At 49.6% G+C, this 19,894-nt stretch carries 18 protein-coding genes; 12 read left to right on the plus strand and 6 right to left on the minus strand.

The genetic code is table 11. The features are described from left to right. Positions 1-94: 94 nt before the first annotated feature. Positions 95-1,009 (minus strand): type II secretion system protein GspC, encoded by a 915-nt coding sequence (gspC, locus tag ACZ5ZZ_RS06800; protein ID WP_464134586.1) that lies wholly within the window; start codon positions 1,007-1,009, stop codon positions 95-97. A gap of 175 nt (positions 1,010-1,184) precedes the next feature. On the opposite strand from gspC, the gene ACZ5ZZ_RS06805 reads away from it, so the two are divergent. Beyond that, the gene (locus tag ACZ5ZZ_RS06805; protein ID WP_464134589.1) at positions 1,185-1,751 is read left to right on the plus strand and encodes a hypothetical protein; all 567 of its coding nucleotides are present in this window, start codon (positions 1,185-1,187) and stop codon (positions 1,749-1,751) included. A 33-nt stretch (positions 1,752-1,784) separates the two neighbouring features. Here the strand turns inward: ACZ5ZZ_RS06805 and ACZ5ZZ_RS06810 are convergent, their stop codons facing one another. The 4 genes from ACZ5ZZ_RS06810 to ACZ5ZZ_RS06825 all read right to left on the minus strand — a co-directional run bounded on the left by ACZ5ZZ_RS06810 (position 1,785) and on the right by ACZ5ZZ_RS06825 (position 5,903). Then, positions 1,785-3,272 carry a hypothetical protein gene (locus ACZ5ZZ_RS06810; protein ID WP_464141867.1) on the minus strand — a complete coding sequence of 496 codons (1,488 nt, stop codon included), beginning with the start codon at positions 3,270-3,272 and terminating at the stop codon, positions 1,785-1,787. Positions 3,273-3,370: 98 nt separating this feature from the next. Then, positions 3,371-4,045, minus strand: coding sequence for a hypothetical protein (locus tag ACZ5ZZ_RS06815; protein ID WP_464134596.1), 675 nt, complete (start codon positions 4,043-4,045; stop codon positions 3,371-3,373). A 151-nt stretch (positions 4,046-4,196) separates the two neighbouring features. Further along, a complete protein-coding gene (locus ACZ5ZZ_RS06820) occupies positions 4,197-5,327 on the minus strand; it encodes a hypothetical protein (RefSeq protein ID WP_464134599.1) in 1,131 nt (376 codons plus the stop codon). Continuing rightward, positions 5,328-5,903: a cob(I)yrinic acid a,c-diamide adenosyltransferase gene (locus ACZ5ZZ_RS06825; protein ID WP_464117233.1), complete on the minus strand. Its 576-nt coding sequence runs from the start codon at positions 5,901-5,903 to the stop codon at positions 5,328-5,330. It abuts the gene before it with no gap. 65 nt (positions 5,904-5,968) lie between these two features. Here ACZ5ZZ_RS06825 and ACZ5ZZ_RS06830 point away from each other — a divergent pair, with 65 nt between their 5' ends. The 10 genes from ACZ5ZZ_RS06830 (at position 5,969) to ACZ5ZZ_RS06875 (ending at position 18,548) form a co-directional block, all read left to right on the plus strand. Beyond that, positions 5,969-6,778, plus strand: a complete 810-nt coding sequence (locus ACZ5ZZ_RS06830; RefSeq protein WP_464134601.1) for an N-formylglutamate amidohydrolase — start codon at positions 5,969-5,971, stop codon at positions 6,776-6,778. Between the two features lie 140 nt (positions 6,779-6,918). Further along, the gene (locus tag ACZ5ZZ_RS06835; RefSeq protein ID WP_464134604.1) at positions 6,919-8,316 is read left to right on the plus strand and encodes a cytochrome c biogenesis ResB family protein; all 1,398 of its coding nucleotides are present in this window, start codon (positions 6,919-6,921) and stop codon (positions 8,314-8,316) included. Further along, positions 8,313-9,947, plus strand: a complete 1,635-nt coding sequence (locus ACZ5ZZ_RS06840; RefSeq protein WP_464141869.1) for a cytochrome c biogenesis protein — start codon at positions 8,313-8,315, stop codon at positions 9,945-9,947. Before ACZ5ZZ_RS06835 ends, ACZ5ZZ_RS06840 begins: the two co-directional genes overlap by 4 nt. A gap of 237 nt (positions 9,948-10,184) precedes the next feature. Continuing rightward, positions 10,185-10,667: a cytochrome c3 family protein gene (locus ACZ5ZZ_RS06845; RefSeq protein WP_464117229.1), complete on the plus strand. Its 483-nt coding sequence runs from the start codon at positions 10,185-10,187 to the stop codon at positions 10,665-10,667. Between the two features lie 12 nt (positions 10,668-10,679). Next, a complete protein-coding gene (locus ACZ5ZZ_RS06850) occupies positions 10,680-13,820 on the plus strand; it encodes a TAT-variant-translocated molybdopterin oxidoreductase (RefSeq protein WP_464134612.1) in 3,141 nt (1,046 codons plus the stop codon). Further along, positions 13,817-15,178: an NrfD/PsrC family molybdoenzyme membrane anchor subunit gene (nrfD, locus tag ACZ5ZZ_RS06855; protein WP_464134615.1), complete on the plus strand. Its 1,362-nt coding sequence runs from the start codon at positions 13,817-13,819 to the stop codon at positions 15,176-15,178. Before ACZ5ZZ_RS06850 ends, nrfD begins: the two co-directional genes overlap by 4 nt. Continuing rightward, the gene (locus ACZ5ZZ_RS06860; RefSeq protein ID WP_464134618.1) at positions 15,178-15,699 is read left to right on the plus strand and encodes a DUF3341 domain-containing protein; all 522 of its coding nucleotides are present in this window, start codon (positions 15,178-15,180) and stop codon (positions 15,697-15,699) included. The genes nrfD and ACZ5ZZ_RS06860 overlap by 1 nt, the downstream gene beginning before the upstream one ends. A gap of 2 nt (positions 15,700-15,701) precedes the next feature. Further along, entirely contained in the window at positions 15,702-16,280 is a 579-nt protein-coding gene (locus ACZ5ZZ_RS06865; protein ID WP_464141872.1) for a c-type cytochrome, read from the plus strand. Positions 16,281-16,287: 7 nt separating this feature from the next. Next, the gene (locus ACZ5ZZ_RS06870; protein ID WP_464141874.1) at positions 16,288-17,487 is read left to right on the plus strand and encodes a molybdopterin oxidoreductase; all 1,200 of its coding nucleotides are present in this window, start codon (positions 16,288-16,290) and stop codon (positions 17,485-17,487) included. 497 nt (positions 17,488-17,984) lie between these two features. Next, positions 17,985-18,548, plus strand: a complete 564-nt coding sequence (locus ACZ5ZZ_RS06875; RefSeq protein WP_464134624.1) for a hypothetical protein — start codon at positions 17,985-17,987, stop codon at positions 18,546-18,548. 41 nt (positions 18,549-18,589) lie between these two features. Here the strand turns inward: ACZ5ZZ_RS06875 and ACZ5ZZ_RS06880 are convergent, their stop codons facing one another. Continuing rightward, positions 18,590-18,922, minus strand: coding sequence for a hypothetical protein (locus ACZ5ZZ_RS06880; RefSeq protein ID WP_464134626.1), 333 nt, complete (start codon positions 18,920-18,922; stop codon positions 18,590-18,592). A gap of 207 nt (positions 18,923-19,129) precedes the next feature. Here ACZ5ZZ_RS06880 and ACZ5ZZ_RS06885 point away from each other — a divergent pair, with 207 nt between their 5' ends. Then, complete coding sequence (locus ACZ5ZZ_RS06885; RefSeq protein WP_464141876.1) at positions 19,130-19,807, plus strand: PilZ domain-containing protein; 678 nt, start codon at positions 19,130-19,132, stop codon at positions 19,805-19,807. Positions 19,808-19,894 lie beyond the last annotated feature (87 nt).

Consider the following 19,894-nt stretch of genomic DNA (forward strand, 5'->3'; position numbering starts at 1 on the left):
CTTTTAAGTTCTTATTCTGCTGTCGACCCGGGGGCCGACGCTGGTTCAGCTTTTGGGGCTGTTGCCCCGCCAGCTCTCCGCGGCTACTGCCGCCTTACTGAATATTGTAAGTCATGGTTTCGGTTTTTCCGTTTCTTTCAACTTGAAGAGTCACTTTGGGTGAGTTCTTCAGTGTGTTGTAAAGTTCCATGGCTTTGGCGGGGCTGTCGACAGGGGTGCCGTCGACGGCCTTGATGACGTCCATTCTTTGGATGCCAAGTTGTTCGTAAATACTGCCGGGTTGCATATCTAAAATGCGGAAGCCATTGATGTTTCCAGTGCCGGGTTCGCGGTTGGGAACGGCGCGGGCTTGCATCAAAATACTGGAAAGATCGTTGGTGTATTTCAAAAGATCCGCACGTTTGATCACGAAGTTATTGTCGCCAACCTTTTGGACTTCTTTATCACCGCCGCCGGAAGAAGGGCGGCCGGCGCCGAAGGCGACTTTTCCATCTTTTTTCATTTCAATGTATTCAAGTCGATTGGAGTTCAAGTTGCGGAAGATCACTTTTTGGCGTTCCACCTTCATGATAGAGGCCATGCCCTCGATTTCTTTGCCGGGGTTGTAGGAGATAACGCCCTGTTTGCCGCGAACTTCAATCGCCGCAAGGGATTTGTCCGGATTGGAGTGCACCAAAGTTCCAATCAAAGTCAGTGGAAGTTGAGAAGGAACCGGATCGGCTTCTTTTTGTGCTTCTGCACCTTTGGATTTGTCCACCAGCGCATCGGGAATCACCCCGCTGGACGCAAACATGTTACGGCTGGTGATGGAATTGTAAGCGCCACGGCTGATACCACCATCAAACTGAGGGGCTTTGGGGTGCGATGGTGGGGCAGATTGGGGAAGCATTTTATCGCGATAGGCAAGAATGCCCAAATCGGCCACGCAGTAACCAATAAATGCAAAGAGAATATAGGGATACCACTTTTCAAGCGGTGGTCTTTGATTCTTCGAGTTGCGTGAAGTCACGGTTGCACAATCCTTTGTCTTTAACCAGCGTTACCGCTGCCAGCGCCTAGTCCTTGGGCCTCTGTTTAGCCTATCAAAAAGGCGAGGTGACTGCACTAAAAAATACATACTGGACCCTGGTCTGGGTCTGGCATTTTTCTGCACACATTTCGTAAAGATAGGTCATGATAGTGATATGAGAATTCTCTACTTCACGGATGGAGCAGGAATTGATCTTCTCGGGATTCGCGAATCTGTTTTGCGCATTCCAGAAGTACTCACCTCTCTACGTCGAGGCCAGGAACAGGCGCGATACGTAGATTTGATGCAGGTGATGTCGTTGCCGGACGAAGAATTTCGTCTGGTCCCTTCTGTATTGAGAAACTACCTGATTAATCTTGTACAAAGAGGACTGCATCAGCGCTGGATCAACCGTGATCACCGGGCGGATCTTATTCTTCGCCGAATCAACCACAGGAATTTTGCCGAAATCAAAAATGAAGTTCTGAATTTCATTCGTGGAAAAACAGAAGGTAAACCCGTGGCCACGAAAGATCTGCATCTTTTGCATTTCTTCAGTCATATTGAGATCACCATCATTGGTCCGGGTTATGATGAAATCGAAATGTGGCTGCGTCGGGAAATTTCCACTCGCAGTGATATCAAAGTCTTAATTAAAGACGTTATTGCCTCTGATCCTCAGTTGGATTGGTTCTGGCCGCAAGTTTCCGAGACAATGGTCTCGGACGTTGCGCTAATCTGAAACCATACGGGTCTCAAGAAATCCGCATAGTCTTTATCTGTTGCAGAATGCCTCGAAGGAGGATCTTCCTTCGGGGTAGGGCTTGCAGACCTTCGCAGCAAAGCGGGCGCCAGCCACATGCTGAGAAACTGTCCAGTCGAAGTCCACTTCCCAAGAACGGATCTTTTTGACGGCTTTTCGACATGCTTCCATGGTCAGGCCGTTTCCGCAGATATTCACGCGAACTTCGGTGTTGGAAATCAACCATTGCATGAAGGGATGGGGGCCCCACAATTGCGCTTGTGAACAGGGCAGACTGATTCCCGCGACTTCGCCGCTGATATGCCAGGATGCGTACAAGCCACTGGCGATCATTTCATCCATATAGTTTGTCAATAGATCCTGAGCGCGTTTTGCCATCTGCGGTCTGCTGATGTCCTGCGGGACACCGACAACTTTCAACAGGCGACAAAGAGCATCGGTCCGTGTGTCTTTAATCGTGCACTTTTTGTTGTGGGCACGATCCATGGCTTTTTCCAGCACGATTTCTTCAAAGGTTTTTCCAAAGGGACGGAAGGCCACTTCACGGTGGCGCTGCAAGTCCCAGAACAGGTTGCCGGGGATCTCAATGTTCTGACACAGGCGAATGCCGCGGTACAGGTTGGCGGCCATGGATTCAACCTGAATTGCCAAAAGTGGATTTAGTCCTGCCTCAATCATCTGGCAGGTCATAAACGCCGCCCCCATGACATGATAGTTTTTGGCGGCAATTTGTACAGCTTTTTTCCCAGGGTACTGAATGCTCAGGATTTTCTTTTTCAGATCGTCGGCGATGTCCGAGGTTTTTGAAAGGCCGCCGGCGACATAGAAGTCTGCATACTGGGAAGGGCACACCGTTTGATCTTCACTGTCTTCTGTCGTGGTGTAAAGCTCATCACTGCGTAAGCCGCTGTTTTGCAGTTGAATCTCGACATCCTGATTGACGAAATGACCCTGGTTCTTGTCGTCATGCCCGCACATGCCTATCAAGCTGATGGCAGCATTGGGGTTTCCGTTGGCGTATTTCAAAGCTTTCTCATACAACCAACCCGGCTTCAGATCGGGGCGGTTCTTCCCGGCGACATCCCCCAAGCTGGGGCGACGGTGTCGGCTGCCGTCGGTAAAGGCGGCTTGTTGTTGGCGTGTGTTCTGGCGCAGATCGCGATAGAATTTATAGGCATTTTCAGCAAAACATTTATTCTGGTTAAAGTGCTGCTCGAAAAACAGGGCCAGTCCGGTGTTGGCGACAGCCACTTCCGCGTCATCTGTGTAGGATTTTAAAGATAAAATGGAATAATAGCGCTGCAGCCCGGATTTAACCCCTGAATTGGGCAGTTTGCTGATCAGGGTCAGTGCGATTTTGTCAGCTGAAGTGATGTTATTGGTGTTTAAGTTGGGTCCTTTGTCTGTGGCGGTGGCCGTCAAAGAAAGACCCAAAACTCCGGTAAAGAGCAGTCGGCAGACCTGTTTCAAATTGAGATATCTTTTTTGCACCAATCCCATGAGCGTTTATCCAGCAAATCCAAGACCGGGGCGACAAGAAGCACATTGCTTTTAAGCGCCCCCATGCTGCCTAAGGTGCCCAAAAGCGGCCCCACGGGCTAGCGTCCACCGAGGGATTTATAGGCGTTTTCCAAGCGCTGCAGACAGTTCAGTTCCTGGTTGTCTTCCGGCAGGCAGCACGTCGCAAGAGCCATAGTCAGATTTTTCGCATCAGGTGCATTTGCCCTGTGCAGGCTTTGCGTTTCTTGGATATGGAAAGAGGTCAGGCTTTCTTGACCGTAAGAATTTGTGACTGCACCGACGAAGAGACCCTGTTGGTTCGCGATCGCAGAGCAAAAGCCGCTGGCTGGCCGCTTGAGTCCAACAGAAATATTCAGCACATGCCCCTGAGAAGTCAGAATGTTCGCGACACGCGGATGAAGCGCAGTTCTTCTTGCGTAGCGAACACCGTTGGCGCAGTACTCCTCGCGCTCTTTAAGTTCGTGCGAGCGGATTTGGGCTTCGGAAGCCTGGCAGTGCAACTTCAGCTGGTCCGCTCCGGTCAGCCGGATCAGGGTTTGAAGAGCTGCAAGGTCGTGGTCGCGAAGGCTCGCAATGGGATCCTGGTTGATGTATCTGTCATACAGTTGAAGGGGCTTAAGTTGTTCGGTGTAGCGGGCTCTAGCGGCTTCAACACGTTCCAGTTTTTCCATCATGGTCAGGGAAAAACCAGAGGAAGGAAGAACGAAAACAATCAGAGTGAAAATGAGACTTTTTATTTTTCTGACAGACATAGGAACTCCTGTCAGGATCACGATTCAAGATTGAAGCCAGTGTGCTCTGAAAAATACTGTGAAACGAATCGTGCAAGTTGTTTTGCATGACGCAAAAAGGAGCATACTCCAGACGGGGGAATCCTATTGGAATATGAATTCCCATCCAATGCTAAAGTGCGAAGAACGGTTCAATCTCTGCCGGATTTTCATTGTTGGGATGCAGGAAGGTTGGCACCTCGCTGTCCGGGGGCAGCAGAAGGTAAATTCCAAAAGGCATCTTGGCGGAAACCCAGTTGCGTGGTCGGCGATAGATGAATTCAGTTCGGGTTTGTGAGTAAAGCAGGAACTCGTTTTCCTTGGCATCGTCAAAGGCCTTCCACAGAAGACTTTCAAAAATGTCGCCGTTGTCGGCAAAGAGGAAGTTTAAGTATTTAAAGTTAAATCCGGCTTCAATTTTCAGTCGCGAATAGGGTTTGGTCAACGTGCGAGTCCAACCCAGCATTTTTCCGAATTTCAGGAACTGGCGGAAATTATGCGCTCGCAGCGAATACTGCATAGGGATGAATTCCTGCATTCCTCCTGCAGACCACGGGGCCACACAACCGACGATGTTTTCATTTTTGTCGAAAGCGATAATGAAATCTTCCAGCTTCAGGCCCTTCCAGCGTTCCAGTTTGTCAAAGAAGCTTGGCACATCCCATGCGGTGGCCAGATCTCTTTTGCGGGACTTCTGGGTGATATAATGAATGAGCGCATCCACATTCGCCAGACTGCCTCGGCGCAGGCGTAAGTGAGGCAGGGGATTGCTGGCCCAAGGCAGGCGTCCATGCACGGACACCATGTTAAAGCGCCGGAACAGATGGTAATTCGGAAGGGGGCGCTTCAAAGTGCGTGGACGGACAAAGGCATTCAGAGCCTGCACGTCAGCCATGCTCATCACAGAAAACAGATATTTGCTTCCCAAAGTCTGGGACACTTCGTTCATGACGGGCAGAAAGTGCTGGGACCACTCCAGAACCGCCCGGCGGTTGGAGGAAATACGCAGATCGCGTCCGAAGGCCACTCTGGTGATGCTTCCGTCCAGCAAAACATCACGGACTACGAAGCTGGCCATACCCTCAAGCTTTCCTTCATCGTCCTTAAGCTGATAAGTCAGGTACTGCTCGGCCTGCACATCGTAGGGAGCAAAAAAGTCACCATCGCGATCAATTTTGATTTCAACCAGGCCTTTGAGTGGAAAACTTTTATAGAACTCCACCAGTGCTTTGGAGTCCTCGGGTTTGGCTATCTCAAGTTTCATTTAAGTCTTCTTCCAAAGAACATCCGACACGCCATTTTTCTGATTGGCCCAGCGAGCAGCCACAAAAAGATAATCACTCAGACGATTGAGGTACTGCAAGGTATTGCTGTAGCGTTCGTCATGAACGGCGATCTCTGCGGAACGGCGCTCGCTGCGGCGACACAAAGTGCGCGCTACATGCAGGTGCGCAGCCGCCGGATGACCCGCCGGCAAAATGAAATTGCGCAGTTCGGGAAGCTCGACAGTCAGTTCGTCAATTTGGGTTTCCAGATAGCGGATCTGTTCATCCGTGATCGGAGGCAATAATTTAAAGACTTCGTCTTTTTCGGTGGCCAGTAGGCTTCCGATGTTGAACAGCTCATTTTGGATCTTTTCCAGAGTGGCATTGAGAGCTGACATGGCCGGCAGGGGATCCAGATGCGTACGAACGACGCCCAGATAGCTGTTTAATTCATCCACAGTCCCATAGGCTTCCACACGCGGATTGAATTTTTCAACACAGGAACCATCCACCAAGCGGGTGTTGCCTTTGTCGCCGGTGCGCGTATAAATTTTTGCCTTGGGAGCATTCGTCATAGATTTGACCCTTCTTGTATTTAGTGTCACGGTTAAGGTCTATTAGGTCAAGAAGTGAGAGTGTTATGGCAAATGAAGTCCCCTTGATTGTGACGATCCCCCATTCTGGTGAAAAAGTTCCGGCACAGACGCCGTGGCTGAATACCTTACCTGAAGAAGTTTTGATGTGTGACGTCGATCGTTATGTGGACTTTTTGTATGAACCCACTTTGCACAAGTTGAATATCCCCTTTGTGAAGACGGAGTGGCATCGATATGCCGCCGATCTGAATCGTGTGCCCGAAGATGTGGACGCAAGTTCCGTGATTGGCAACAGCAATCCGGCGGGAATGCACAATCGTGGTTTTCACTGGGTGATCACAACTTATAAGCATCAGTTGATGCCAGGACCCATGCCACAGCAGACTCACGATGAACTGGTGAAACTTGTCTATGAACCTTTCCATGCCGGAGTTCGCAAGCTTTATTCGGATCTTCATGCCCAAGGTTTTACGAAAACTTATCACATCGACGCGCACAGCATGCCTTCTGTCGGGACCAGTGAGCACCGCGATCCGGGCGAGTTGAGAGCGGATATCGTTGTCAGTGACAGCAAGGGGAAAAGTTGTGATCCGCGCTTCAAGGATCTGGTGATTGCGGCCTATGCGACCGCAGGCTTCAAAGTCGGCTATAATTGGCCGTACTTTGGCGGTCGTGTCACAGAGCAGTATGGTGATCCCAAACGTGAACAGCATACGCTGCAGGTGGAGCTCAATCGCTCGCTGTACATGGATGAAAAGACCAAAAAGCTCAAACCCGAGGAAGCTCGCAAGGTGCAGGATAAACTGCTCGCAGCCGTGAGTTATGTCCGCAACAATTTGCTGCATATAATGTAGGGCGTCGAAAAGCCAAAAAGCATGGTCTTAAAAGCCGATCTAAATTATTGATAGCTATTCGAAAATTAATATTTTCTGGTGACCGAATTGATTCGGTCATCGGAATAAATGGCTCTCAATAAGGTTTGGATAAGACCCCTATGTCCCAAAAGTCTCTTATAAAAAGAATCAACAAGCCCTTGGCTTCCTTAAAGCTGGCCGTTTTTATTATCGTGTCCATGGCGGCGATCACGGCTGTCGGAACTTTCGTTGAAGCAAAATACGACGCCTATGCCGCAAAAAAATTAGTTTACGACACCTGGTACATGTACAGCGTGCTGGGGCTTTTGGTGATCAATCTGACGGCGGTGATGGTGGATCGTCTGCCTTGGAAAAAGCGTCACGTGGCTTTCGTGCTGGCTCACATCGGGATTATTATTTTGTTGGCAGGTTCTTGGTTGACATGGAAATGGGGCCTGGATGGCTCGATGCGTGTGGGTATTGGGGAAAGCAATAACTTCGTGCAAACCGCAGAAACCGACATGGTGGTGTACACCTCTTTTGACGGCGACCGCTATTCCAAGACTCTGGAACAGGAAGTGGACTTCTTCCGTTCTCCGCCAACACGGGAAAAACCTTTTGTCATTCCGGCCTATGAAGGCGAAATCAAAGTTGTCGATTACAAGAAATACGTTGTTCCTTCGCGCAAAGTTGTAGAGGGGGAAGTCGGTAAGGCCGGGGCGGGTCTGCGCTTCCAACTGCAAAATGACAATGTGAATGTGATCGAATGGATCGTTCAGAAAAAACCAAACGCACTGGCCAGTCATAATTTCGGTCCGGCGCAGATCTTCCTGGGGCCGGCTCCAGAAAAGCCTCGCGGAGCCAATGAAATTTTCCTGACTCCGGAAAAAGACGGGCTTCGCTATGTGGTTTTCCAAAAAGACTCTGCCAAGCCTTTGAAGAAGGGCTTTGTGAAAGAAGGCGACGTGTTTGATCCGGGCTTTAAGATGGCCTTGCAGTTCCGTGTTCTGCGTTTTATGCCGGCCGCGATGGAAGACTGGGATCTCAAGGATATGCCTCGGCCGACGCCGCTGACGACCTCTGCGGTGAAAATCATCTTCGACGGCAAAGAGCACTGGGTGCTCTTAAATGACATGGTGAAACTTTTCACCAACAATGCTGTTTATCTTCTGACCTATGGCAATCGCCGTATCGACATCAACTTCCCGCTGAAGCTAAAAAGCTTCAATGTGGCCCGCTATCAGGGCACGATGAGAGCGGCGGCCTACGAAAGTGTTGTCGAGGTTCCTGAATTGGGTGAGCATCTGATTTCTATGAATGAGCCTTTGAAGTACAAAGGTCTGACGATTTATCAGGCCAGCTTCCAGGAAGAAGAAGGTCGCCCAGTGGCGTCCATCTTCTCGGTGAATCACGATCCGGGGCGCTTCCTGAAGTATCTGGGGTCTCTGGTGCTTTCGCTGGGGATTGTTTTGTTAATGTGGTTTAAGCATCTGGATTTCAAACTCGCTCGCAGTAAAGCGGCAGGGAAGAACGAATGAAAAAATTAATGCTCGTTATCGCATCATTGTTGGTGAGCTTCGGAGCTGTTGCAAAGCCGGGGGACACACTAAAGTATTTGCCGGTTCAAGACGGCGGCCGTATCAAGCCTTATGACAGCTTTTCCAAGGAAATGCTGGAGATTATCTATGGCAAAACGAAGTTTGAAGGTCGCAACGCGACTGAAATCGTATTGACCTGGATGCTGTCTCCGCAAGCTTGGGAAGGTAAAAAGATCTTTGAGGTGCGCAATCACCAGGTTCTGAAAGCTTTGAATCTGCCAAGTGATCAGCGTTACTTCACCGGAGCGGAGTTATTCGCCGGGGATCGCTTCACGCTGCTGCGTCAGGAACTTCAGGCCAAGCGTGAAACCAAAGAAAAGCTGGATCCTTATTTCCAGGCTTTGCAGCGTTTGGAAAATCAGTTCTTTATCTTCCAGGAAATCGCAGCGGGTCGAATGCTGAAAGTGGTTCCTCCCAAAGAAGGCGACGCGTGGATTGCGGTGGCAGACTTGCCAGAGCCCTTGCAGGAAAAGTTCCTGGATGTGACCAAGGCCTTTGTGACTCATTTGGGGGCGATCGCTTCTCAGGGGGATCAGAGCGCAACGGGCAAGGCTTTGGATGAAGCTGTGGTGAAGTTTGAAGAGGTGGCCAAGGCGGAGAACCCGGCTTTGTACACGGTCGGTGGCAAGATTGCTGCAGAAGTTCACTACAATGATTTCCATCCGTTCCGCTGGGCCTACATCCTCTACTTCCTGGCTTTCACAGTTCTGTTGTTGGTTTGGACGTTGAGCAAAGAGTCCCTGATGAAGGTGGCTTGGGTTCTGATTGGCATTGGTTTTATCCTGAACACTTACGGCTTTGGTGTGCGCATGTACATCATGGATCGAGCGCCGGTGTCGAACATGTATGAAACTGTCGTCTGGGTGGCCTGGGGCACAGTGTTGTTTGCGGCGATTCTGGAGCTTATCTATAAGTATCGTTTGATTTTGATGGCTGGGACCTTGGTGGGGGCGTTCGGGTTGGTGATTGCCGACTTTGCGCCGGCGGTTTTGGATCCGACGTTGCAGCCCTTGGAGCCTGTGTTGCGCAGTAACTACTGGCTGACCATCCACGTGATGACTATCACTATCAGTTACGCAGCCTTCTTCCTGGCGTTTGGCTTGGGGGATATTGGTTTGATTTATTATCTGCGTGGTGAGGAGAAATTCCAGCCGCAGATCAAAGCGATCACTATGAGTATTTATCGCGCGATGCAAATCGGTGTCGCGTTCCTGGCGCCGGGAATCATCCTTGGCGGTATTTGGGCGGATTATTCGTGGGGCCGTTTCTGGGGTTGGGACCCGAAAGAAACTTGGGCTTTGATCGCGCTTCTGGGGTACCTCGCGGTTCTTCATGCTCGCTATGCGGGGATGTTGAAGCATTTTGGAATGGTAGTGACAGCAATTATCACTTTCTCTTTGGTGATCATGGCTTGGTATGGAGTGAACTTTGTGCTTGGCGCGGGGCTTCATTCTTACGGCTTTGGTGCTGGAGGCGTGGAGTATGTGTCTGCTTTCGTGGCAGTTCATATCTTGTTTGTGATTTATGTCAGTGTAGTTAGACAAGGGAAAGGGAAAAAGGCTGCGAAGTAGTCTGAAACTGGCTTGCACATTTTTTGGGCGAAAGGTGCCTGAGTCTCCTTCTTTTTCATTTTGTTTGCAAAAAGAATATGGACAACTGGACTTTTACACCATTAAATAGGAGCAAACTAAAATTAGGACAGCATTCGTTTGTCTTTGGCCCACATCGTAATGAGTTAGCGAAGGATGATTATGCATCGGGTATTCAAAAGAACAGCGGCGGGCGCAATTGCGTTTATTGGCGCGCTCATGGTTACAACACTTCTCACAGGCTGCAAATTCCAGCCAGGTTGGGGATATAATAAAGGATACGCTCCAGAACAGCCGATTCCTTTTGATCACTCCCTGCATGCCGGTACACACAAAATTCAGTGTCAGTACTGCCACAACCAGATTGAGAGAACAAAGCATGCAAACATTCCTGCACTGTCAACGTGCATGAACTGTCACTTGCAGGTGGCGACGGATAAGCCGAACATTCAAAAGCTTCGTGAAGCTTATGACAACGGTGACTCCATCGAATGGACACGCGTTCACATGCTTCCTGACTTTGTTCACTTCAACCACAATGCGCACATTGCAAAAGGTGTGAACTGTCAGACGTGCCACGGTCCGATTGAGACTATGGCGAAAGTTCAACAGTTCTCTGACTTGTCCATGGGTTGGTGTGTGAACTGTCACCGTCAGCCAGAGAACAAGGCTCCTCTTAACTGCTCAACTTGTCACTACTAAGGGTTTGGTACAATGTCTGAACATCATCATGATCATGATCACGATCTAGAAATGAAAAAAGCGCTTCGCCCGAAAGTGGAGCGCGATACAAAATACTGGAACAGTCTTGAGCAATGGAGCAATGATCCAGAGTTCAACAAGATTGCCTCTACGGAATTCCAGTCCTCTCCTTTGCGTGAGGCGGATGACGAAGGCGGTTGGGCACGTCGTGAGTTCCTGAAACTTATGGGTGCATCTATTGCAATGGCGTCTGCGGGTTGTATCCGTCGTCCCGTGCAAAAAATCGTTCCTTACAACAAGCAACCTGAAGAAGTGACTTTGGGTATTGCGAACTACTACTCTTCCGCTTACTTCGATGGCTCTGATGCTTTGGGTGTTTTGATTAAAACACGCGAAGGTCGTCCTATTAAAATCGAAGGCAACCCTGGTAATCCATTCAGCGTCAGTGGTTTGAGCATCCGTTCTCAAGCTTCTTTGATGTCTTTGTATGATCCTGAAAGACTGAAAGGTCCTCAGCGCAATCTTTTCAATGAAAAGAAAACCAACAGCCAGGTGATCGACACCAAGTGGGAAGAGTTGGATAAAAAAGTTGTTGAGCAACTTAAAAAAGGTGACGTTGTTATCCTGACAGGTAACGTGGCGTCTCCGGCGACTCGCGCTGTGATCGGTGATTTCGCACAAGGTTTCAAAGCGAAACACGTGGTTTGGGAAGCTTTGGCAAACGACGATGTTCGTGAAGGGCAAATCGCTTCTTACGGCGACAACGTGGTTCCGGCATTCCGCTTTGATAAAGCGAAAATGATCGTTTCCATCGATGCAGACTTCCTGGGTACTTGGATCTCTCCAACAGCGTTCACCAATCAGTTTGTTGAAGGTCGTAAAGACATCAAAAACATGAATCGTTTGGTTTCTTTTGATTCCAACTATTCTTTGACAGGCGCGAACGCGGACATCCGCATGAAAATCAAGCCGTCCCAGCAACTTGATGTTGTGATGGGTCTTCTTCATGAAATCATCGTGAAGAAGGGCGTTTCTGCACACGCTGGCAACGGCGCTGTGAAGGCGGCTTTGGCTCCATTTGCGGATGTGGCTAAAAAATTGAATGTGGAACCAGCATTGTTCGCGAAAGTGGCTACGGATCTTTGGGCTAACCAAGGTTCTTCTTTGGTTGTTGCAGGTGGCATCACCACTCTGACTGAAAAATCCAAAGAACTTCAAGTGGCTGTGAACTTCCTGAACTCCATCCTGGGTAACGACGGTAAAACTGTTGACCACAAAGGTGGAAACCCGGCTCACAAAGCTTCTTACTCTGATCTTGCAAATCTGATCGCGGACATGAAAGGTGGTAAAGTTAAAACTTTGATCATCCACCGTGTGAATCCGGCGTTCGTATTGCCTGCGGAAATGGGCTTTGCAGATGCAGTTAAAAAAGTCGACATGGTTATCTACACAGGCGACCGTATCGATGAAACAGGTGTGTATGCGGACTACATCACTCCAGACAACCACGCGTTGGAATCATGGAGCGATATGGAGTTGGCTGCGGGTGTTTACAGCATCTGCCAACCAGCTATCCGTCCTATGTACGACACTCGTTCTTTCCAGTTGTCTTTGATGACTTGGGCTTACCTTGCAAATCAAGGTCCGGCTCGTCTTCGCGACTACGAAACGTTCTATGACTATCTTCGTGTGTTCTGGAAGTCCGACATCTATCCGAAGTATGGCAAAGGTCAGAACTTCGAAGACTTCTGGCAGTCCGTTCTGCAAAAAGGTTATGTGGGTGAGTTGAACTCCGGTTCTTCCGCGCGCTCCTTCAAGTTGGATGCTTTCACATCCATCAAGCCGGCAGCGGCTAAAGAAGGCTTTGAATTGGCTCTTTATGCAACTTCTCAGCACGGCGATGGTTCCTTGGCGAACGTTTCCTGGTTGCATGAACTTCCAGATCCAGTGACCAAAGCTGTTTGGGACAACTACGTGATGGTTTCTTTGGCGACTGCCGAGAAACACGGTTTGAAACAGGCCACTGTTGTTGAGCTGACTGTAGGGGATAAAACTCTAGAGCTTCCAGTGTTGATCCAACCGGGTCTGCATGACGATGTCCTTGCTGTGGCAGTGGGCTTCGGTCGTACACGCGCTGGTAAAGTTGGTAACGGCATCGGTAAGAACGCCTTCGCTGTTATGTCTGCAAAAGACGGCAAAGTTTTGGCTGCCGGTCTGACTGCGACCTTCAAGAAAACTTCCAAGAAGTATGAGCTTGCGATCACGCAAGGTCACCACACAATGGAAGGCCGCACGATCGCGGTTGAAGCGACATTGGCTGATTACAATAAAAAGAAATCTACGGGCATCCCGCATCCTCACGTATGGTCCATCTGGTCCGGCCACGAATACAGTGGTCACAAGTGGGGTATGGCAGTAGATCTTCACTCTTGCACAGGCTGTTCTTCTTGCGTGATTGCATGTCAATCCGAGAACAACATCCCAGTTGTAGGTAAGAGATACGTTATCGAAGGCCGTGAAATGCACTGGTTGCGTATTGACCGTTACTACATCGGCAATCCAGCAGATGCAGAAGCTGTCTTCCAGCCGGTGATGTGCCAACACTGTGACAATGCTCCGTGCGAGACGGTCTGTCCGGTTCTGGCGACAGTTCACTCTGACGAGGGTCTGAACGACATGGTTTACAACCGTTGCGTGGGAACTCGTTACTGCGCGAATAACTGCCCTTACAAAGTTCGTCGTTTCAACTGGTTCAACTATGCGAAGTTGATCGAAAAGCCGTTGCACATGGCTTTGAACCCATCCGTGGGCGTTCGTACTCGCGGGGTGATGGAAAAATGTACATTCTGCGTTCAAAGAATCCAGGATGCAAAAACCGTTGCTCGTAATGAAAAACGTCAGTTGAAAGACGGGGACGTCAAGGTTGCCTGCCAAACTGCATGTCCTGCAGGTGGTATCGTATTCGGTGACTTGAACGATCCAAACAGTGCTGTAGCTAAGATCTTCAAAACTGAAGAGCGTGGTTATGCACTTCTTGAAGAATGGCATGCGAAACCATCGGTTCGCTACCTTTCCAAGATCCGTAACAATGATAAAGAATCAACTGGTGATCAAAAAGGTCACGGTACTGCAAAACAAGGTGAGCACTCATGATGAAGCGTAGCCCATTAGTCCTTGGCAATAAAACTTTGAAAGATGTTACTGACGACATCTGCGCTCCAGTGGAACGCTTCCCATCCAAAGGTTGGATGGGAATGTTCCTGGGTGCGAAGACGTTGCTTCTGTTCTATATCGGTATCCTGGCTTCCGTAGTCGGTGTGGGTATCGGTCTTCTAGGGGTGAACAGCCCGGTGTTCTGGGGTACGATGATCGTAACATTCGTATTCTGGATCGGTATCGGTCACGCCGGTACTTTGATTTCCGCGGTTCTGTTCCTGTTCCGTCAAAAGTGGAGAACTTCCGTAGCTCGTACCGCAGAGGCGATGACCGTCTTCGCGGTTATGACCGCGGGTCTGTTCCCGCTGTTGCACACTGGTCGTCCTTGGTTGGATTACTGGTTGTTCCCGTACCCGAATCAACGTGGTCCATTGTGGGTGAACTTCCGTTCTCCGCTTCTTTGGGACGTTTTCGCGGTATCCACTTACGCGACAGTTTCCATGGTGTTCTGGTACATCGGTTTGGTTCCTGACTTTGCGACTATCAAAGATCGTGCGAAAAACAAACTTCGCCGTACTATTTATGGTGCGTTGTCTTTGGGTTGGAGAGGGACTGCGAAGAACTGGTCCCACTACGAAATGGTTTACTTGCTTCTGGCAGGTCTTTCCACGCCGCTGGTTTTGTCCGTTCACACGATCGTATCCTTCGACTTCGCGGTTTCTAACTTGCCAGGTTGGCACACGACGATCTTCCCTCCATACTTCGTTGCCGGTGCGATCTTCTCTGGTTTCGCGATGGTTGTGACCCTGATGACGTTGGTTCGTATTGGATTCCCGGAATTCAAGAACTACGTAACATTGGATCATATGGAAGTGATGAATAAGATCATCATGACCACAGGTATGTTGGTTGGTTACGCTTACGCGTCTGAGTTCTTCATTGCATGGTACTCTGGCAACCAATACGAGCGCTTCGTGTTCATCAACCGTGCATTCGGTCCTTACGGCTGGTCTTACTGGATCATGGTATCTTGTAACGTCATCTTCCCTCAGTTGTTCTGGTGGAAGCGTTTCCGTCGTTCTATCCCTGTGATGTTTGTGGTTTCCTTGCTGGTGAACGTGGGTATGTGGTTCGAGCGTTTCGTGATCACTGTGACGTCCTTGCACAGAGACTTCCTGCCGTCTTCTTGGGGTATGTACGCTTGGTCATGGTTTGATACCGGGGTTCTGGTTGGATCCTTCGGTATGTTCCTGACATTGTTCTTGTTGTATCTAAGATTGTTCCCTGCGGTTTCTATCGCAGAAGTGAAGCCCGTATTGCATGTAGGCTACGACGATAAAGGAGGGCACCACTAATGGCTAAATATACTAAAGGTATTGCTGGTATCTGGTTGGAAGAGGCGCAAATCTTGAAAGCAGCTCGCAAAACTCGCGAAGCTGGTTTCAAGAAGTTTGAAGCTATTTCTGCTTATCCTGTTCACGGTATGGAAGAAGCTTGTGGGATCAAAAGATCCTGGATTCCATATGTGGCATTCACCATGGCTGTTGTTGGTTTGACTGCCGGTCTTGGCTTGACTTACTGGACGTCGGCAGTGGACTGGGCAGTGAATGTGGGTGGTAAGCCGTTCTTCAGCTTGCCAGCTTTCGTGCCGATCATGTTCGAATTGACGATCTTGTTCTCGGCATTGTCCTCTGTTGCGGCTTTGTTCTATGCTTGCGGTATTCCGCGCTTGGATCCTCCGGTGATTGATCCGGACCTGAGCTGCCACAAATTTGCGATCTTTATCCCGCACAATGATATCGGTTACGACGAAGCGAAAATTGAACAGATGTTCAAAGAGCTGGGCGCAACTGAAGTGAAGAAGACGGAGTACTAGAAATGAGAAGTCTTGTGAATATTTCTATGCTGGCAACTGCAGGTTTGGCTGTGATGGCTTTGACCAGCTGTGGTCCTCGCGGCAACAAGCCGAACGTGGAACTGATCCAGGATATGATGGTGACTCCGGCAGTTAAAGCTCAGTCTTATGATGCCGATGCTCCTCATCACCGTGGTATGCGTGTTCCTCCTGAAGGGACAGCGCCTGTCGGTTTCGAACCGTACCAATATACGACTGACGTAGAAGGTGCCGCTAAGAATCTGAAAAATCCATTGGCTGGTAAAATGGACGAAGAGACTTTGCTTGTAGGTCAAAAGTTCTACGAGACAAACTGTGCTCTTTGCCACGGTTTCAAAGGTGAAGGCGGCGAGGCTGCGAAGTCCTCTATCTCTGCTAAAATGGCTTTGAAACCACCTGCAGTTGTTTCTGACAAGGTGAGAGGCTGGACAGACGGTCACTTGTATCATGTGATCACAATGGGCCAGGGTGTGATGGGGCCTTATGCTTCCCACATTCCTCAGCAATACCGTTGGCAGGTTGTTAACTATATTCGCTTCCTAGAGAAGCAAGTTGCTAAGTAGGTTGTAAATGGGCGAACACAATCACGTAAATCTACATGTTTCTAAATTCGAGGCTCCGGCGAAATTGAAAACGCTGAGCTTCGCATTGATCGCTATCGGGATTCTGACGTTTGTTATTGGTTTGATGAAGAACCAGGACAGACTTTGGGCTTCTTATTTGGTGGCGTTCTTCTATTTCTCTTGCATGGCTGTCAGCGGTTTGTTCTGGATTGCGATCAACAACGTGGCGAAAGCCGGTTGGTCTGTTTCCATCCGTCGTTATGCAGAGGCGACAACGTCTTTCATTCCAGCGATTCTTGTCGGTGGTCTGATCTTGTTGTTGGGTTTCAAACACCTTTATCCTTGGGCCAACCCAGAGGTGATCGCTGAAAGTCCAGTGATCGCGGCAAAAACGGGTTACCTGAATATGGGTGGTTTTGTGATCCGTTTGTTCATCTTCGCAGTGGGCTGCATGATCTTCCGTCAGGTGATCGTGGGGAACTCTTTGAAGCAGGATAAAACTGGTGACGAGTCCCTGACGACGAAGTCTGTGGCTCCATCTGTTGGTTTTATCGTATTCTACGCATTGATGTTCTCATTGTTCTGCGTGGATCTGTTGATGTCTTTGCTTCCAACTTGGTACTCTACCATCTTCGGAATCTATGGCTTCTCTGGTATGTTCCAGGCGGGTATGGCGTTCCTGGCTATCGTGATCATCTTGATGAAACGCGCTGGCTTGGTAAAGGGTTATGTCACTGAAGAGCACCAGCATGACGTTGTGAAGTACTTGAAAGGCTTCTCTATTTTCTGGGCTTACATTGCGTTCTCTCAGTTCATGTTGATCTGGTACGCAAATATCCCTGAGGAGACAGAATACTACATCGCGCGCGCTCAAGGGGGCTGGATGAGCATCTCTATGGCTCTTCTGATCTTCCGTTTCGTGGTTCCGTTCCTGGCGTTGTTGCCTCGTGGTGCGAAAAGAAACGACACGAACGTGTTGGCGATCTCTGTTCTTGTGTTGGTAATGCAATACGTGGACATCTACTGGATGGTTTACCCGAACTTCTTCGACGGTCACGTGACCTTCGGATTCTGGGAAATCGGTGTATTCGCTGGTTTCGCGGGTGCCTTCCTTCTGACAATCATGTCCTTCTGGTCTAAGCACAGCCTGGTTCCTGTTAAGGACCCACGCATGCACGAAGCTTTGAATCACCACGTTGCTTACTAAGTAGCACGGTCGGTGGGATTGGCCGGGGGCTTTGGCCCTCAAAACCTTCGGACACATCCTCGCGCAAAGGGAGCCTTTTACTGGCTCCCTTTTTTTATTCTTTTTACTCTTCTGATTGCTAATGCCGCTCTTTCGGGCGCTGCGGAACTTGGTTTTGAGGGCCAAAGCCCCCGGCCAATCCCACCTCATTGCTCTTCTTCAGCATCGGGTGCTTCTCCGCCGCCTTGAGGATCTTCTGGCTATTTCGCCTACGGCGAAAGTCGCTTCCCGAAAAGGTGCCTGGTTGTTTTTTCTGGCTACAGCGCGCTACGCTGCTGGTCGCCCTTGGGGGCTGAGGGGGGGGAGGGGGGAAAGGTGCCTGGTGTTTTATACATCTATGGTGCGTTAAGGGTGTGTCTTGTTAAGTGTCTTTGTTTTAGCGTGTATTTTGGCTGGTTTTTCGACTTTTCTTGTTTCTCTTCTCTGTTGGCACATTCTTGGGGGTGTGTGGAGGACGTATGAGAAACTTAGTCTCTGTACTTGTGATCTTGCTGCTTCTGACAACCGTGGACTCTTTGGCGGCTTCTTCTTTGAGGTCCCCTCAAACTCAACAGCTCGTGGATCAGTACTATGCAGGCCCCGAGCTCTGGGCTTCCATTTTAGGCAATCCGCCTCGGCCTTTGCCGCCCGAGGATTATCCGCCCGACAATCCCGGCAACCCCGGAAATCCGCCTCCGCATCGCCCGCCCCATTGTCCTCCGGATAATGGGGGTGGGGGAGGCTTTCCCGGGCGATGTGTAGAGGCTGTTTGCAAGCAGCTCAGTCGGTTTGATTGTGACGATAAGGATGATATGTACGAGGTCACCCGCGCCTGTCGCAATGTCAGTGGTCCCTGTGTGACCAGTATTTGCAGTCGGATGTCGCGTTTTTCCTGCGATGAAAAGCTGGAGGTCTTCGAAGTTGCCAATATCTGCCGGGGTTTGGTGGATGTGTCCTGTATCGACTATGTCTGCTCTCGCTTGTCGCGCTTTGACTGTGATGAGTTGTCAGAGCTTAGGCAGATTGCACTTCAGTGTCGCTAGAACATAAAGATAGAGCCCAGTTTCCTGGGCTCTGAGAAGCTTTATTTGCTCATTTCGTCTTTGGCGCCTTTGGCGGCATCGACGGTGGCATCTTTGCCTTCTTCCAGGCGATTGGCGGCTTTCTTTGCGGCGCACTTCATATCGCCTTCCATACAGGCAGCTTCTTCAGTGCGGTGAACGGCTTTCTTTGCCATACGTTTGACTTTGCGACCGGCCTTCTTGGCTTCCACTTTAGCCTCTGCGGCGGCTTCCTTGCTGGCCTCTTTGGCTTTTTGCATTTCTGCGGAAGCCTTGTCTGACAGGGTTGGTTCTTCGGCGTGAGCCATCGAGCTCAGTGCAAGCACGGCCACCATAACTACAAAAATAGATTTCATGTCTTCTCCTTATTGGGTTGTTGAAGTCTTGAATTGAATGGTTTGCGAGTTTTTCTCTGGAGATAGTGGTTTGTATTTTTGCTCTGGTAAATCAGTAATTTAACAATGTTGTTTAAAGCATTCTATACGCCTGTCCACGTGTTCGACGGTGTTCTCAAATATAGACGGGTCTGATCCGTGGGCTTCCGTTTTGCAATGAGGGTCCTTATGCGAAAAGAACCCCTTAAGGATCTAATTTATCTCAGTTCGAGTCAGATTCTTCCCCTGTACTTGCAGAAGCTGCGAGGCGTGCGGTGGTATCGCTCACAAAACATGGCTGAGTTAAAGGAAGTTCTTAAGTCTCAACAAGGAGAAGTCCACGTGATTGTCCGCTCTGATTACCTGAGTCTGCGTGCTGTGCAAGCCTTCCTTAGCTGGAGTCATGCTAAAGTTAAAGCGTCTTTTATCTTTATTGCACAAAGTATTGAAAACTCAGTTCATCAGGTGGTTTTGAATCACCCACAGATTCTGGTTTTGCGTGAATCCGAAAGGGAACGCATAGAGGATCTTATAACGCAGCGCCTAAGTGGTAAGAGTGTGCGCAGCCGTAAGCAGGAGCGCATGGCCGTCCTGTCCCAAGTCATGTTGAAGAAGTCCGTGATGGCGGAAAGCTCACCCACCGGAGCCTGGGTTCAGTTCTTGCGCGAGGGGATGATGGTGGACTTTTCCTCTGGGGGCGCTCAGATCACTTTGGGCGATGAACCGGTGCAAAGGAAGGACTTCATAAGTTTGATGTATAAGAACCAGCATGGGACTTGGGTTTCTGTGGAATCGCAGGTTCGTTGGGTGACTCAATCTCCCGAAGGCAATCAGGTCATTGGGGTCCAGTTCCTGGCCGTTTCCTAGCTTCCGGCAGCGCTGATTTGGGGTTGACCCTGACCCCTTGCGGGATTACTACTAATGTGATGCAAATGCGCAATTATTCATCACATT

It is taken from the genome of Bdellovibrio sp. HM001 (assembly GCF_055397275.1).